15 protein-coding genes and 1 other annotated feature are annotated in these 16,625 nt (G+C 50.4%); of the genes, 7 read left to right on the top strand and 8 right to left on the bottom strand.

Annotated features, from left to right (window positions below; all coding sequences use genetic code 11):
- Window positions 1-5 precede the first annotated feature (5 nt).
- The 6 genes from J4617_RS11145 to arcA form a co-directional block, all read right to left on the bottom strand.
- Window positions 6-2,543, bottom strand: coding sequence for a fimbrial outer membrane usher protein (locus J4617_RS11145; protein WP_001160707.1), 2,538 nt, complete (start codon window positions 2,541-2,543; stop codon window positions 6-8).
- A 45-nt stretch (window positions 2,544-2,588) separates the two neighbouring features.
- A complete protein-coding gene (sthA, locus tag J4617_RS11140) occupies window positions 2,589-3,272 on the bottom strand; it encodes a fimbrial biogenesis chaperone SthA (protein WP_000680523.1) in 684 nt (227 codons plus the stop codon).
- A 70-nt stretch (window positions 3,273-3,342) separates the two neighbouring features.
- On the bottom strand, window positions 3,343-3,888 hold the full coding sequence (locus J4617_RS11135; RefSeq protein WP_001647479.1) for a fimbrial protein: 546 nt from the start codon (window positions 3,886-3,888) through the stop codon (window positions 3,343-3,345).
- Between the two features lie 338 nt (window positions 3,889-4,226).
- Entirely contained in the window at window positions 4,227-4,898 is a 672-nt protein-coding gene (locus tag J4617_RS11130) for a winged helix-turn-helix transcriptional regulator (RefSeq protein WP_000811635.1), read from the bottom strand.
- A 384-nt stretch (window positions 4,899-5,282) separates the two neighbouring features.
- A complete protein-coding gene (locus J4617_RS11125) occupies window positions 5,283-5,597 on the bottom strand; it encodes a hypothetical protein (RefSeq protein ID WP_000749514.1) in 315 nt (104 codons plus the stop codon).
- Window positions 5,598-5,863: 266 nt separating this feature from the next.
- On the bottom strand, window positions 5,864-6,580 hold the full coding sequence (gene arcA / locus J4617_RS11120) for a two-component system response regulator ArcA (protein ID WP_001194359.1): 717 nt from the start codon (window positions 6,578-6,580) through the stop codon (window positions 5,864-5,866).
- Window positions 6,581-6,675: 95 nt separating this feature from the next.
- Here arcA and yjjY point away from each other — a divergent pair, with 95 nt between their 5' ends.
- From yjjY to thrC, 6 genes are all read left to right on the top strand, one after another.
- Complete coding sequence (gene yjjY, locus J4617_RS11115) at window positions 6,676-6,816, top strand: protein YjjY (protein ID WP_001541509.1); 141 nt, start codon at window positions 6,676-6,678, stop codon at window positions 6,814-6,816.
- A gap of 399 nt (window positions 6,817-7,215) precedes the next feature.
- Window positions 7,216-7,902 carry a tRNA/rRNA methyltransferase gene (locus J4617_RS11110; RefSeq protein ID WP_017466063.1) on the top strand — a complete coding sequence of 229 codons (687 nt, stop codon included), beginning with the start codon at window positions 7,216-7,218 and terminating at the stop codon, window positions 7,900-7,902.
- Window positions 7,903-8,115: 213 nt separating this feature from the next.
- Window positions 8,116-8,181, top strand: coding sequence for a thr operon leader peptide (thrL, locus tag J4617_RS11105; protein ID WP_001575544.1), 66 nt, complete (start codon window positions 8,116-8,118; stop codon window positions 8,179-8,181).
- Window positions 8,117-8,237, top strand: a sequence feature (Thr leader region). It overlaps the preceding gene by 65 nt.
- A 26-nt stretch (window positions 8,238-8,263) precedes the next feature.
- Window positions 8,264-10,726 (top strand): bifunctional aspartate kinase/homoserine dehydrogenase I, encoded by a 2,463-nt coding sequence (gene thrA, locus J4617_RS11100; RefSeq protein WP_001264677.1) that lies wholly within the window; start codon window positions 8,264-8,266, stop codon window positions 10,724-10,726.
- A 1-nt stretch (window position 10,727) separates the two neighbouring features.
- Window positions 10,728-11,657: a homoserine kinase gene (thrB, locus tag J4617_RS11095; protein WP_000241685.1), complete on the top strand. Its 930-nt coding sequence runs from the start codon at window positions 10,728-10,730 to the stop codon at window positions 11,655-11,657.
- A gap of 3 nt (window positions 11,658-11,660) precedes the next feature.
- The gene (gene thrC, locus J4617_RS11090) at window positions 11,661-12,947 is read left to right on the top strand and encodes a threonine synthase (RefSeq protein WP_001748841.1); all 1,287 of its coding nucleotides are present in this window, start codon (window positions 11,661-11,663) and stop codon (window positions 12,945-12,947) included.
- A gap of 93 nt (window positions 12,948-13,040) precedes the next feature.
- Here thrC and yaaA read toward each other — a convergent pair whose 3' ends face one another.
- Both yaaA and J4617_RS11080 read right to left on the bottom strand, forming a co-directional pair.
- Entirely contained in the window at window positions 13,041-13,814 is a 774-nt protein-coding gene (yaaA, locus tag J4617_RS11085) for a peroxide stress protein YaaA (protein WP_017466062.1), read from the bottom strand.
- A gap of 78 nt (window positions 13,815-13,892) precedes the next feature.
- A complete protein-coding gene (locus J4617_RS11080) occupies window positions 13,893-15,323 on the bottom strand; it encodes a sodium:alanine symporter family protein (protein ID WP_017466061.1) in 1,431 nt (476 codons plus the stop codon).
- 268 nt (window positions 15,324-15,591) lie between these two features.
- Between J4617_RS11080 and tal the strand changes: the two genes are divergently transcribed.
- A complete protein-coding gene (gene tal / locus J4617_RS11075) occupies window positions 15,592-16,545 on the top strand; it encodes a transaldolase (RefSeq protein WP_000130175.1) in 954 nt (317 codons plus the stop codon).
- Window positions 16,546-16,625 lie beyond the last annotated feature (80 nt).

Here is a 16,625-nt window from a genome sequence, read left to right as displayed (position 1 = left end):
CAGAATCACTGGCATTGCTCGTGTAAGATTTCTACGCCAGAAGCGGAGGGGGAGCTCGGTATACGATAAGAGACCTGACACCGGTCTGCTGCTGTTGGTCCCCACTTCACTAATAACCGCCCTTGTTTTTCCAGTCCGGTTAACCAGGCTTGCCCCGCATCACCAACAAAACTGCTGTGATTGTCTGGTTTTGTTAAAGACGAGACGGTCGCGCCAAAAGGAACAGGAAGATTGTTTATGCGGGTTAATACCATCAATGCCTTGTAACCAATATTGGTTTTATATTCAGCCCTGACCACCGCGCCACGGGTAGGCACCAGCGTTTTACTGGTATCAATGAGCTCAATATTTTTTCTAATGCCCGTCGTATCTAAAGAGACTTCATTACGATGGTAAGGCGAAGCATAAGGTACGACGGCATAACCCCGAAAATCGGTGTCCACGCCCGTTTCGTTATTCACGGGGACACCCGCTGCGCCAGGGGCTTTAACCAATATGATGGTGTCGTCCATTGGCTGGGATAGTGTCAGGCCATTTCGATGTAACAGTACGCCGCCCTGAACGCCATAATTCAGGCGACGCATATGATTATCGTAGCTATATCCGCCGTTAATATCCGCATACGTCCCGTTATAGGTTGCGCTCACATTACCGCTGGTGGCTTTCTCTTGAGAGGAATAACCTTCCTGAACGCTCCATGAGAGATTTTTCTGTGCCAGCGCTGTTCCGTTTAAACCGACAGTATGCGTGGTATCGCCGTCTTTCGCGGAGTTCATATTGTAGGTGGCATACGTTGACGGCATAAAGGCATCTAACGGAATACTAATATTGATTGAAATTTGCTGGTCATTACTGTCTTCCGTATCGTCGTCTTCATCCTGAGAATTATCGGCGTTCAGCGTATAAGAATAGTTAATGCCATAGCTTACGTTATGCCATGTGTTGTTATAGCCAATACCTAATGATGTGGTATGAGTGTCATTCCAGTAATCTTCATTATATAAAGTGAGTGAAATGGAACCGTAGATAATGTCTTGCGATAACGACAGGTCGGTGCGATTACGTACATGATCATAGTGACTATTATCGCTATAGGTATCCAGCACATCCTCAAGAGCGTAGTAATCTTTGGTCGAATAACGGTAGCCGGCGACAGTGAAATTGGTGCCTGTTGACTGAATATCTTTGCTGTAACGAATACGCCAGGATTGTCCGGTAAGCGTATCGCTAACCACATCGCCTGCTTTAATTTTTGACCATGAGTTGGTGACGTCTAAAGACAATGCGCCCAGATCGCCAAGGTTTAAGCCTGTCCCGATGAGCGCCGCATGATAAACATCATTGCTCAGCGTACTCTCTATTCCGCCATAGGCGGTTATGCCGCCTGCTAATCCGTATAAGGCCGTCAGTTCTGCGAAATTCTGTTGCGCGGAATGCGTATCTGATGAACGCGTGCGGCCTACCGTCAGGTCGTATTTCAGGTGGCCTTCACGCTGTAATACCGGAACGCTGGCGTAGGGCACAATGAAATGCTGTTCAGAACCATCGGATTCTTTGATGGTGACGTACAGGTCGCCCGAACCGCCGGTTGGATAAAGATCATTGATGGCGAATGGGCCCGCCGGAACGTTAGTTTTGTAGATGGTATAACCGTTTTGTTCAACGGTTACCTGCGCGCTGCTTTTGGCCACCCCGCGAATGACCGGGGCGAACCCTTTCATACTGTCCGGCAACATATCGTCATCAGAAGAGATCTGTACGCCCTTAAATGAAATACTGTCAAAGACGTCTGCGGGCGTGTTATTTTCCCCGGCGATCAGCTGTCCTTTTAAAAATTCGATATCGCGAGAAACATAGGTGTAGGCAGAATCCCAGCTATTTTGCCCATCGCTATCGTGATTCCATGTTGAGTAGTTACGAAAACGCCATGCGCCAATGTTAATACCAGGGCGCAGGTTAGCGTATTCGCTATTTTCCGTCCGGTTTTCATCAATATCGTGATCCTGCGATCCGGTAAAACTGTAGTTCAGCAAAAAAGCATTAATGCCTTCATCCCATTCGCTGGTAGGGACGAATTCTCGCGGGTCGGCGATCAACGCGATTTGAGGGATCGCTAAATCCAGCCGGTTACCGATGACATTAAACTTTGCTACAGCGCCAGCCAGCAGACTAAGATCGGTACACCCGTTTGGGTCATTTTTAAGCTCGGGGAAGTTTTCTGTTTTTACGCCCCACTGCTTGAGTTGTTCAACGCTAAGACATGGCTGTAGGGAGAGCTTATTATCTGCTGATTTTTTATTTTTAAAGGCAATATTTTTTGTTTCAACACTGGTGTTATTAATATAAATATCAACATTATAGGTGCCTTCTGCCTGCCCCCCCTTTTCGAAAACCGATAGATCGACATTCTCCACGCCCGGTTCATCATTTTCCAACGATAATGGATTAAAATGATCATGCGCTAACGCTGGTTTTATGGAACAGCATATAAAGAGAAACGATAACGCTAATTGAGAACGGGGCTCTACTCTGGAGAATTGCACAGTAAAAGTCCTGAAAGGGTAAAAGTAAAATGAAGTCGTTAATGGCTAGAATGAACCGGAATGCGGCTCTAAACTCATCCCATAATCGCTGATTAATCGCCACGTTACCGTGCCATGAGGGGCGGCAGTAGAACTCAATTTAAATGACGCTGATGATTTTGGCGGAACGAAAGTCGCTGATTTCACTTCATGGCTGTTAAGCGTCACACTGGCAAAGTTCATATAATAGGGAGTGGGGTTATTTACGGTAATAACATCACCTGCCGTCTGCCATTTTAATTGTTGGCTCTGGCTATCAGGCGTTGATTTTGTTAATGCTGGCGGTCGATAAATAAGCTTTATTTGGGTATTAATGGAGATTTCCACGCGGTTCGCGGAGGCATTATCATCAATAGAAGGAATACCCTTAATATTGAGCCAGTACATAGACTCCCGATCTGCAGGTAGAGGGGCGCCAGAGCGAATAACCCGAATGCTGTTCTTTTGCCCGGCATCAAGGCGAAAAAGAGGCGGGGTGATAATAAACGCCTGCTTATTTGTGACCTGGGGATCGGCAACCGATAACCATGACTGAACAAGATTCGCTTTGCTGTCTTTATTCTCTACATTGATTGACGACTCATCATTATTGCCGTCGAAAACCAGTCGGGTTCCGCCAACAACAATGCTGGCATGGGCAACATGGCTTGTCAGTAATACGACCAACACGGATTTCTTTATGTGTTTCATTTTTTACTCTGTAAAGATGTTTTACGCTATGGACTGGCATCCTGCCTGTCCACATCAGGATGAGAATGCCTTACTGATACGAAACGGTATACGTAACCTGAGTGCTAACATCTCCACCGGTTACGGTTGCGGAACCATCGTTTGCCATGGCGGCGTAATAGGTAAAGTCTGCTGTCGAGCCGTCGGTTGGCAGGTTTACTGCGGCATCATCCGTGTTATCTGTTACATCGCTATGTGAAGCGTTCTGAATAGAAATACCGACACCCGCGGCGCCCGTTTCCGATCCTTCGTCCGCGTTTTTGAAGTACGTTGGGTTGGAATCATCTGTTGCGCCGTGGAAGCGGAACATGGCCTGGGTTGGTACGCCAGTCCCTGCTTCCGGGCAGCTAACCAGGCTTACGATAAACGGCACGTAATCGGTTGTGGCGCCTTTTTCCGCGATGCGTTCTTTGCTGTAATTACCTAAATCAATGGTGGTATCCGTAGAGCCATTAACCTGAACCGTACACGCCTGATCGTAAATTTTGCCATTGAACGTAATCGTATTCTGGGCAAATACCGGTGTGGATGCTACGGCAGTTAACATTGCCAGGATGATAATTTTCTTATTAAACATATTAATTGTTGCCTGATTCTATTCGCTGAAAAATAAAGATAGCTATATAAAATAAAATATTATATTTTACTCTGTATGCGCTTCTTTCTGTTCTGTAGATAAGCAGGCGGCTATTCTACGTATATCAACTATGAACTCAATAAAAATTCTGATGCAATATTGAACGGCAGTCCAGTTTCGGACCCGGTAACAAAGTTTAATAAAATACCACTAAAGAAGTATGGTTGATGACTAGATTTATAGAGCAAGATCTCTTTTTTGATAATAGTTATTATTTCCTGGAGGATTTATTTAACTCTATATTGCTTTATTTTTAAGAATATACGACGCTTGTCCGTTTAAAATGAAACCGGCAGGTTTCGAAGCTCTAACAGTCTTCCATGCAGTATTTTTATATAGTCCCCCGCTTTTAGTTCTGAAAGTACCTGCATGATACGGCTGCGTGAAAGCCCGGTTCTCTGCTGTATGAAGTTCTGTGCGTTGATCTCAAATCGTGAGCTTTCAGGATACGACCACAGTTCAAGTAACAGCGCTTTTATCTGGCTATAGGCGTCCTGCCCGATAAGGTTTCTGTCACGGTTAGTCATGAAAGCAATGCGGTACATCAGGATGTTCGAAATGTCACGCCAGAGATGCTTTTCATCGGCTATTTCCACAAAATCTTTTACTGGGACAGGATAATATTCACAGGTGGTTTCGGCGATAAAAAAGACGTCTGAATTCTCTTCTAACTGGTATAAGTCAGCATAGGCATCTACAAGGCCTAAAATCATTGGTGAGACACCGCAGCCCATTACAATGCTGTCGATACGCCGACATACTTTAATAGCGCCTTTAGTGATTAACAGGATGTGGGATTGATTATCAATCTTGATATCCAGTGTTTTACCGGCCGTAATAGTGACAGGGGAGATGTTTTGAATAACGTGCCGATGAATATTTAAAATGGCTTGCAGGTTTTTTTCTTTCCCTGTGGGACGATACACATTCCCGCCGTTTAACTGCTTCATATCTTCCCCATTATTATGGCTGATAAAGTGGTTGACTATTAAAAGGTAAACATAAATTTAATATTCACTTAAAATTATAATTAAGTAAATTAAAATAGCCAACAAGAATATTTAAGTCAATGTATTCACCTTATCAATGCATGAGCGACAACGCTGTTTGTAAGGTTAACCATAGTAAATGTGATGATTTTATTTGCAATCATTTTATGACAGCTATCATAGGTACCGTGCTTAACGAGCGCGTAGAGCGTACAGGATAGCGAAGCGATGAACATCGCTGTTGTAGGATACGAATGAGAGAAAAGTACAAAATGCAGGCAGGCGGCGTTTTACTGAGCGAAATCGCCGCCTGCCGGAACTCCTCCCGGCGGGAGCCATAAGCGGTTAGCGGTACTGGACGATCAGGCTTTGAATCTCCGGATGATCTTTTAACGACACGTGCCGTACCGTGGCGATTCCATTCATCAACGAAATAGCGTTTCCAGACGGTGTGGCGACTGTCTGTAAATGGGGGATATTATTCCGCAAACATGATACCTCGATATTGCGATCGTGAGGCGCAAGATTACAACCATATTCGACAATCTGGCCTTTGAAATGAATAACGCCTGCGGAGACCGGCGCGGTAGCAGCCAGCGCGGCTGGTGAAGCTGACATCGCTGCACAAAACAGGTAGCAGCATAATGGTGATTTTTTCATCCTTTGAAACCTCACGTCCTGTGAGCATCCCCTTATTTTTTGGGGACTAACAAATCCCGTGTATTACTCTTTAATGTAAATACACAAACTACCTTAACTTTCGCAAGCTGAGATAAACAGCGCTATACGACAATTTTTATGTAAAAGAGTACGTCATAACGGCAGGTCAGGAGGGAAAGCGAGGCCGCTTAGCGGAAGGGGGACATAAGAAACAGCCAGTAAGAATAACTTACCGGCTGTTTTTACGGTTTGGCGCCTGGGCCGAATTAATCCTGCAGGTCGCCGCAGAAGCGATAACCTTCGCCGTGAATGGTGGCGATGATTTCCGGCGTATCCGGCGTGGATTCGAAATGCTTACGAATACGACGAATGGTAACGTCAACAGTACGGTCATGCGGCTTCAGCTCGCGGCCGGTCATTTTCTTCAACAGCTCTGCGCGCGACTGAATTTTGCCAGGGTTTTCGCAGAAGTGAAGCATCGCGCGGAACTCGCTGCGCGGTAGTTTATACTGCTCGCCGTCCGGGCCGATCAGTGAACGACTGTTGATATCCAGTTCCCAACCGTTGAACTTGTAGCTTTCAACGCTACGACGCTCTTCGCTGACGGTACCCAGGTTCATGGTACGGGACAGCAGGTTGCGGGCACGGATGGTCAATTCGCGTGGGTTAAACGGTTTGGTGATGTAATCATCCGCGCCGATTTCGAGGCCGAGAATTTTGTCGACTTCGTTATCGCGGCCCGTCAGGAACATCAGCGCAACGTTAGCCTGTTCACGCAGTTCACGCGCTAACAGGAGACCGTTTTTCCCTGGCAGATTGATATCCATGATCACCAGGTTGATGTCATATTCAGAGAGGATCTGATGCATTTCCGCGCCATCTGTCGCTTCGAATACATCATAGCCTTCCGCTTCGAAAATACTTTTCAACGTGTTGCGTGTTACCAACTCGTCTTCAACGATAAGAATGTGCGGGGTCTGCATGTTTGCTACCTAAATTGCCAACTAAATCGAAACAGGAAGTACAAAAGTCCCTGACCTGCCTGATGCATGTCGCAAATTAACATGATCGGCGTAACATGACTAAAGTACGTAATTGCGTTCTTGATGCACTTTCCATCAACGTCAACAACATCATTAGCTTGGTCGTGGGTACTTTCCCTCTGGACCCGACAGTGTCAAAAACGGCTGTCATCCTAACCATTTTAACAGCAACATAACAGGCTAAGACGTACCGGACACCTAATAAAACTACGCTTCGTTGACATATATCAAGTTCAATTGTAGCACGTTAACAGTTTGATGAAATCATCGTAGCTAAATGCTAGCTTTCATCACAAATTTGCAATATTCCAACTAGTTACGTAAGCCAACTAATAAATGTGATGAATCCAAAGAACAGGATCTATTTTAAATTAAATTATCCTAAATAAACAGCAGGATAACGATGTTCTGTTAACATAAACAGCAATAGTACAGATACGCAATAGTGTAGCGTCTTTTACGAAATCAAAAATGCTTTTTCAGTGATATCCGTTAAAATTTTGTAAATTTGCGAAGCGTAATATGCTTACAAACGCCAGCTAATTTCCTGTAAATTAGTCAAAAAGAGTAATGAAATGCGTGTAACAATCGTTCTTGTCGCTCCCGCCAGAGCGGAAAATATCGGCGCAGCCGCCCGGGCTATGAAGACCATGGGATTTACTGACCTGCGTATTGTCGACAGCCAGGCGCACCTGGAGCCCGCCACCCGTTGGGTCGCACATGGATCTGGAGATATTATTGATAATATTGAGGTTTTCCACACCCTTGCCGACGCGCTCCACGATGTGGATTTTACCGTCGCGACGACAGCCCGCAGCCGGGCAAAATTTCATTACTACGCTTCGCCCGCTGAACTGGTTCCCTTATTACAGGAAAAATCACGCTGGATGCGTCATGCCGCGCTGGTTTTTGGCCGTGAGGATTCCGGTCTGACCAATGACGAGCTGGCGCTGGCGGATGTATTGACCGGCGTGCCGATGGCGGCGGATTACCCTTCGCTCAATCTGGGTCAGGCGGTCATGGTGTATTGCTATCAATTAGCAGGTTTAATGCAACAGACCACTGAATCCGTTGATATTGCTGATGAATCGCAGTTACAGGCGTTACGCGCGCGCCTTTTACGTCTGTTAACGACTCTGGAGGCGGCCGATGACCACAAATTAACCGACTGGCTACAACAGCGAATCGGCCTGCTGGGACAGCGAGATACGGTAATGTTGCACCGTTTTGTCCATGATATTGAAAAAAAACTAACAAAATAACGTGCTGTAATTTTTAAAATAATAAGAGATTACGTCTGGTTGCAAGAGATCATAACAGGGGGAATTGGTTGAAAATAAATATATCGCCAGCAGCACATGAACAAGTTTCGGAATGTGATCAATTTAAAAATTTATTGACTTAGGCGGTCAGATACTTTAACCAATATAGGAATACAAGACAGACAAATAAAAATGACAGAGTACACAACATCCATGAACCGCATCAGCACCACCACCATTACCACCATCACCATTACCACAGGTAACGGTGCGGGCTGACGCGTACAGGAAACACAGAAAAAAGCCCGCACCTGAACAGTGCGGGCTTTTTTTTTCGACCAGAGATCACGAGGTAACAACCATGCGAGTGTTGAAGTTCGGCGGTACATCAGTGGCAAATGCAGAACGTTTTCTGCGTGTTGCCGATATTCTGGAAAGCAATGCCAGGCAAGGGCAGGTAGCGACCGTACTTTCCGCCCCCGCGAAAATTACCAACCATCTGGTGGCGATGATTGAAAAAACTATCGGCGGCCAGGATGCTTTGCCGAATATCAGCGATGCCGAACGTATTTTTTCTGACCTGCTCGCAGGACTTGCCAGCGCGCAGCCGGGATTCCCGCTTGCACGGTTGAAAATGGTTGTCGAACAAGAATTCGCTCAGATCAAACATGTTTTGCATGGTATCAGCCTGCTGGGTCAGTGCCCGGATAGCATCAACGCCGCGCTGATTTGCCGTGGCGAAAAAATGTCGATCGCGATTATGGCGGGACTTCTGGAGGCGCGTGGACATCGCGTCACGGTGATCGATCCGGTAGAAAAATTGCTGGCGGTGGGCCATTACCTTGAATCTACCGTCGATATCGCGGAATCGACTCGCCGTATCGCCGCCAGCCAGATCCCGGCCGATCACATGATCCTGATGGCGGGCTTTACCGCCGGTAATGAAAAGGGTGAACTGGTGGTGCTGGGCCGTAATGGTTCCGACTATTCCGCCGCCGTGCTGGCCGCCTGTTTACGCGCTGACTGCTGTGAAATCTGGACTGACGTCGATGGCGTGTATACCTGTGACCCGCGCCAGGTGCCGGACGCCAGACTGCTGAAATCGATGTCCTACCAGGAAGCGATGGAACTCTCTTACTTCGGCGCCAAAGTCCTTCACCCTCGCACCATAACGCCTATCGCCCAGTTCCAGATCCCCTGTCTGATTAAAAATACCGGTAATCCGCAGGCGCCAGGAACGCTGATCGGCGCGTCCAGCGACGATGATAATCTGCCGGTTAAAGGGATCTCTAACCTTAACAACATGGCGATGTTTAGCGTCTCCGGCCCGGGAATGAAAGGGATGATTGGGATGGCGGCGCGTGTTTTCGCCGCCATGTCTCGCGCCGGGATCTCGGTGGTGCTCATTACCCAGTCCTCCTCTGAGTACAGCATCAGCTTCTGTGTGCCGCAGAGTGACTGCGCGCGTGCCCGCCGTGCGATGCAGGATGAGTTCTATCTGGAGCTGAAAGAGGGGCTGCTGGAGCCGCTGGCGGTTACTGAGCGGTTGGCGATTATCTCTGTTGTCGGCGACGGTATGCGCACGCTACGCGGCATTTCAGCGAAATTCTTCGCCGCGCTGGCGCGGGCCAATATCAATATCGTGGCGATCGCTCAGGGATCTTCTGAGCGTTCCATTTCTGTGGTGGTGAATAACGACGATGCCACCACCGGCGTGCGGGTAACGCACCAGATGCTGTTCAATACCGATCAGGTGATTGAAGTGTTTGTCATTGGCGTCGGCGGCGTCGGCGGCGCGCTACTGGAACAGCTTAAACGTCAGCAAACCTGGCTGAAGAACAAGCACATCGATCTACGCGTGTGCGGCGTGGCGAACTCAAAGGCGTTGCTAACCAATGTGCATGGCCTGAATCTGGACAACTGGCAGGCGGAACTGGCGCAAGCGAACGCGCCGTTCAATCTGGGACGCTTAATTCGCCTGGTGAAAGAATATCATCTACTCAATCCGGTGATTGTTGATTGTACCTCCAGTCAGGCGGTGGCCGACCAATATGCCGACTTCCTGCGTGAAGGGTTCCATGTGGTGACGCCAAACAAGAAAGCGAACACCTCGTCGATGGACTACTACCATCAGCTACGTTTCGCCGCCGCGCAATCACGGCGCAAATTCTTGTATGACACCAACGTCGGCGCCGGTTTGCCGGTAATCGAAAACCTGCAAAACCTGCTGAATGCCGGTGATGAACTGCAAAAATTTTCCGGCATTCTTTCCGGGTCGCTCTCTTTTATTTTCGGTAAACTGGAAGAGGGGATGAGTCTCTCACAGGCGACCGCGCTGGCGCGCGAGATGGGCTATACCGAACCCGATCCGCGCGACGATCTTTCCGGTATGGATGTGGCGCGTAAACTGTTGATCCTCGCCCGCGAGACGGGCCGCGAGCTGGAGCTTTCCGATATTGTGATTGAACCGGTGTTGCCGGACGAGTTTGACGCCTCCGGCGATGTGACCGCCTTTATGGCGCATCTGCCGCAGCTTGACGACGCGTTTGCCGCCCGTGTGGCGAAAGCTCGTGATGAAGGTAAGGTATTGCGCTATGTGGGCAATATCGAAGAGGATGGCGTGTGCCGCGTGAAAATTGCCGAAGTTGATGGTAACGATCCGCTCTTCAAAGTGAAAAACGGTGAAAACGCGCTGGCGTTCTACAGCCACTATTATCAGCCCTTGCCGTTGGTGCTGCGCGGCTACGGCGCAGGCAATGATGTGACGGCGGCGGGCGTGTTTGCCGATCTGTTACGGACCCTCTCATGGAAGTTAGGAGTTTAACATGGTGAAAGTGTATGCCCCGGCTTCCAGCGCGAACATGAGCGTCGGTTTCGACGTGTTGGGCGCAGCCGTCACACCCGTTGACGGCACGTTGCTGGGCGATGTGGTATCCGTTGAAGCAGCGGACCATTTCCGTCTGCATAACCTGGGGCGATTTGCCGATAAACTGCCGCCGGAGCCGCGTGAAAATATTGTTTATCAGTGCTGGGAACGTTTTTGCCAGGCATTGGGGAAAACCATCCCGGTGGCGATGACGTTGGAAAAAAATATGCCGATTGGTTCCGGGTTAGGGTCCAGCGCCTGTTCCGTCGTCGCTGCGCTGGTCGCGATGAATGAGCACTGCGGCAAACCGTTAAACGACACGCGTCTGTTGGCGCTGATGGGCGAGCTGGAAGGCCGTATCTCCGGCAGCATCCATTACGATAACGTCGCGCCGTGCTTTCTTGGCGGTATGCAGTTGATGATTGAAGAAAACGGCATTATTAGTCAGCAGGTGCCGGGCTTTGATGAGTGGCTATGGGTACTGGCTTATCCGGGCATTAAAGTTTCTACCGCAGAAGCACGGGCCATTTTGCCTGCGCAGTATCGCCGTCAGGATTGCATTGCGCATGGACGGCATCTGGCCGGTTTTATTCACGCCTGTTACTCGCGGCAGCCGCAGCTTGCCGCCGCGCTGATGAAAGATGTTATTGCCGAACCATACCGCGCGCGTTTACTGCCGGGCTTTAGCCAGGCGCGGCAGGCGGTGTCGGAGATCGGCGCGCTGGCGAGCGGGATTTCCGGGTCGGGGCCGACGTTGTTTGCGCTATGCGATAAACCGGAGACGGCGCAGCGCGTCGCGGACTGGCTGAGCAAACATTATCTGCAAAATCAGGAAGGCTTCGTTCATATTTGCCGGCTGGATACGGCGGGCGCACGAGTAGTGGGATAATCAATGAAACTCTATAATCTGAAAGACCATAATGAGCAGGTCAGCTTTGCGCAGGCCGTCACGCAAGGACTGGGCAAACAGCAGGGACTTTTTTTTCCGCACGAACTGCCGGAGTTTAGCCTGACGGAAATTGATGAGATGCTCAACCAGGACTTTGTCAGCCGTAGCGCAAAGATCCTCTCGGCATTTATTGGCGATGAAATACCGCAGCAAATTCTGGAAGAGCGCGTCCGCGCGGCGTTTGCGTTCCCGGCGCCGGTAGCGCAGGTAGAAAGCGATGTCGGCTGCCTGGAGCTGTTCCATGGTCCGACGCTGGCCTTTAAAGACTTCGGCGGGCGTTTTATGGCGCAGATGCTGACGCATATCAGCGGCGACAAACCGGTGACGATTCTGACCGCAACGTCAGGCGATACCGGTGCGGCGGTGGCTCACGCGTTCTATGGCCTGGAAAATGTGCGGGTCGTCATTCTCTACCCGCGCGGTAAAATCAGTCCGTTGCAGGAAAAACTGTTCTGTACTCTGGGCGGCAACATTGAAACCGTGGCGATCGACGGCGATTTCGACGCTTGCCAGGCGCTGGTGAAACAGGCATTTGATGACGAAGAGCTGAAAACGGCGCTGGGGCTGAATTCGGCTAATTCGATTAATATCAGCCGCCTGTTGGCGCAAATTTGCTACTACTTTGAAGCCGTGGCGCAACTGCCGCAGGGGGCGCGTAACCAACTGGTGATCTCCGTCCCCAGCGGCAACTTTGGCGATTTGACGGCAGGGCTGCTGGCGAAGTCGTTAGGCCTACCGGTGAAACGTTTTATCGCCGCCACCAACGTCAACGACACGGTGCCGCGTTTTCTGCATGACGGGAAGTGGGCGCCGAAAGCGACGCAGGCGACCCTGTCGAATGCGATGGATGTCAGCCAGCCGAATAACTGGCCGCGTGTGGAGGAGCTATTCCGCCGTAAAATCTGGCGTCTGACTGAGCTGGGCTATGCGGCGGTGGATGATTCTACGACACAACAGACGATGCGCGAGCTGAAAGCGAAAGGTTATATCTCGGAACCTCATGCGGCGGTAGCGTATCGGGCATTACGCGACCAGTTAAACCCTGGCGAGTATGGCTTGTTTCTCGGAACGGCGCATCCGGCGAAGTTTAAAGAAAGCGTGGAGTCCATTCTGGGAGAAACGCTGGCCTTGCCTGAAGCGCTCGCCGAACGCGCCGATCTGCCGCTGCTTTCACATCATCTGCCTGCGGATTTTGCCGCCCTGCGTAAGCTAATGATGACCCGCCAGTGACCATTGCGCCCGGTGGCGCTGTCGCTTACCGGGCCTATGGGGTGGCGCCGATTTGTAGGCCGGATAAGGCGTAACCGCCATCCGGCGATGTCGTTACTGCTCGTAGCGTTTAAAGACCAGCTCGTCTTGTGTGGAGGTTTCTTCATCAAAGAAATACCCTTCACGGTCAAACGCGGTAAGCTGTTCCGGCTTCGTTAAGCGGTTTTCAATAATAAAACGGCTCATCAGTCCGCGCGCTTTTTTGGCGTAGAAGCTTACCACCTTAAACTTGCCGTTTTTCTCATCAAGGAACACGGGCTTAATCAGTTCGGCATTCAGTTTCTTCGGCTTCACCGATTTAAAATATTCCTCGGAGGCCAGATTCACTACCACCCGATCGCCCTGCGCTTCAATCGCTTCGTTGAGCTTATCGGTAATGATATCGCCCCAGAATTGATAAAGATCTTTGCCGCGCGGATTCTCCAGGCGAATCCCCATCTCCAGACGATAAGGCTGCATTAAATCCAGCGGGCGCAATACGCCATACAAGCCAGAGAGCATACGCAGATGTTGTTGAGCAAAATCAAAATCCGCGTCGTTGAACGTTTCCGCCTGTAGGCCAGTATAAACATCGCCTTTGAACGCCAGAATCGCCTGGCGTGCATTATCCGGCGTAAAATGAGGCTGCCAGTCATGAAAACGCGTGGCGTTGAGATCCGCCAGTTTGTCGCTAATTCCCATCAGCCTGGAAATTTGCGGCGCCGAAAGCTGGCGGGCCTGTTGAATAAGCTGCTGGCTGTGATCCAATAGCTCCGGCTGGGTATAGCGGGTCGTGGCCAGCGGGCTTTGATAATCAAGCGTTTTTGCAGGTGAAATCAGAATCAGCATATCCAGTCCTTGCAGGGAATTTTCTGCGACTTTAGCAAAAAAACGCCGCAGAGTTGACCGATGGTTGCGATTGTCGGCTTAATCGCGCGATGCCGCATCCCAGGTATCTGGCGCCAGTTGTGGTTCGATATCCGGGAAGCGCCGCGGATCGAACTGCGGTCTTACGCCCAGTTTCCGTTGTCGCAGATAATCGCCGGCGAGGGTATACACCACCGGTGAGAGCAACAAAATCGCCGTCAGATTGGTAATAGCCATACAGGCCATGATCATGTCAGCGAGCTGCCATATCAGCGGAAAACTGATGAGCGTACCGGCGATGACCATGCCAAGCGTCGCAAGGCGTAATAGCCAGATGGCCTTTGCGTTATGTAACCGCAGAAAAAACAGATTGTTCTCGGCGTAAATATAGTTGGCGACGATAGAACTGAACGCGAACAGAATGACGATAAGCGCGACAAAACTGGCGCCCCATTCACCGGTCAACGAAACCATTGCATGTTGGAGAAGCTGAATGCCTTCTGTTGACGAATGGGACGCGTGATTCCCCGCCAGCAGGATAATCATCGCGCTGGCGGTACAGATGATAATGGTGTCGCTGAATACGCCAATCATTTGCACAATCCCCTGCGCGACAGGGTGAGGGGGATACGACGTTGCCGCTGCGGCCGCATTAGGCGTTGACCCCATTCCCGCTTCATTAGAGAACATCCCACGCTGAAAACCGCTGGTAATAGCCTGGGTGAGCGTATATCCGGCTGCGCCTGCCGCGGCTTCCTGCCAGCCAAATGCGCTTTTGACTATCGAGGCGATAACGCCAGGCATTTGCTCAATATGCCAGAGGCAAATGAATACGCTGCCGGCGACCCACAATAACGCGATGAGGGGAATCAGCCATTGCATCAGGCGGGCGACGCCTTTTATGCCGCGGATGATAATTAACAGGGCACAGAACGCCAGAGCAATGCCGGAGATAAGCGGCGGAATGTTGAAGGCGAAATGGAGCGCGCGTGAGACGGCATTCGCCTGCACGCTATTAAAAATCAACCCGTAGGCGACGAGCAGAAAGAGGGCGAAAATCACGCCCATCCAGCGCATTCCCAGCCCGCGCGCCATATACCACGCCGGGCCGCCGCGGAACTGGCCTGTCGGGTCACGTTCTTTATAAAGCTGGGCAAGCGAACACTCGGCGAAGGAGGTCGCCATGCCAATGATGGCCGAGACCCACATCCAGAATACCGCGCCGGGACCGCCTGCGGCGATAGCCAGCGCCACGCCGGCCAGATTACCGCTGCCAATCCGCGCCGCGAGGCTGGTACACAGTGCCTGAAATGACGTCAGGCCGCCTGGCTGCGGGCTAAGGCTGCCTTTCAGACTGCGGCTAAATTGGCGAATATAACGAAATTGAATGAATCCGGTACGCCAGGTAAACCAACATCCTGCGCCGAGCAGCAGGTAAATCATTACCGAGCCCCAGAGTATTTCGTTAATAAAACTGAAAAACTCAGGCATTAACGTCCCTCTTGTTGATGCCGTCACGCTTTGATGATCCTGTATAAGCGTGACCCATGATGTAGATGACCTTGTCAGACTAATATTAACGGCAGTTTACCATAAATACGGCGGTATCCTTTAATTGCGCATCAACCGTCGGCAGATACGCAAACAGTGCACAAGGGCAGCCAGGTGCATGTAGGCGGTTGCGCTGTGAGTGCGTCGTGTTATCATCAGGGTAGACCGGTTACATCCCCTAACAAGCTGTTTAAAGAGAAACTCTATCATGACGGACAAATTGACCTCTCTTCGTCAGTTCACCACCGTAGTGGCTGATACCGGAGATATCGCGGCAATGAAGCTGTACCAGCCGCAGGATGCTACAACTAACCCTTCTCTCATCCTTAACGCAGCGCAAATCCCGGAATATCGTAAGCTGATTGACGATGCTGTCGCCTGGGCGAAGCAGCAGAGCAGCGACCGCGCGCAGCAGGTTGTTGACGCGACCGATAAGCTGGCGGTGAATATTGGCCTGGAAATCCTGAAGCTGGTGCCGGGGCGTATTTCTACCGAAGTTGACGCGCGTCTGTCTTATGACACTGAAGCGTCTATCGCCAAAGCAAAACGTATCATTAAACTCTACAATGATGCGGGTATCAGCAACGATCGTATCCTGATCAAGCTGGCGTCCACCTGGCAGGGCATTCGCGCAGCCGAACAGCTGGAAAAAGAAGGCATCAACTGTAACCTGACGCTGCTGTTCTCCTTCGCGCAGGCGCGTGCGTGCGCCGAAGCGGGCGTCTACCTGATCTCGCCGTTCGTAGGTCGTATTCTTGACTGGTATAAAGCCAATACCGACAAGAAAGACTATGCGCCAGCTGAAGATCCGGGCGTGGTTTCCGTAACGGAAATCTACGAGTACTACAAACAGCATGGTTACGAAACCGTCGTTATGGGCGCAAGCTTCCGTAACGTAGGCGAAATTCTGGAGCTGGCGGGCTGCGACCGTCTGACTATCGCGCCGGCATTGCTGAAAGAACTGGCGGAAAGCGAAGGGGCGATTGAGCGTAAGCTCTCTTTCTCCGGCGAAGTCAAAGCGCGTCCGGAACGCATTACCGAAGCCGAGTTCCTGTGGCAGCATCACCAGGACCCTATGGCGGTTGACAAACTGGCGGATGGTATCCGTAAGTTTGCGGTAGACCAGGAAAAACTGGAAAAAATGATCGGCGATCTGCTGTAATCATTAACGCGTGGCCCTGATATGGGTCACGCTACCTCTTCTGAAACCTGTCTGTCCTTCCTTTCGCAGTGTATCATTCT

This window comes from Salmonella sp. 32010601201800023SM (assembly GCF_017572235.1).
GTDB lineage: Bacteria > Pseudomonadota > Gammaproteobacteria > Enterobacterales > Enterobacteriaceae > Salmonella > Salmonella enterica.
The sequence above is the reverse complement of the archived record's forward strand: the minus strand, read 5'-3'. Positions and strand labels throughout refer to the sequence as shown.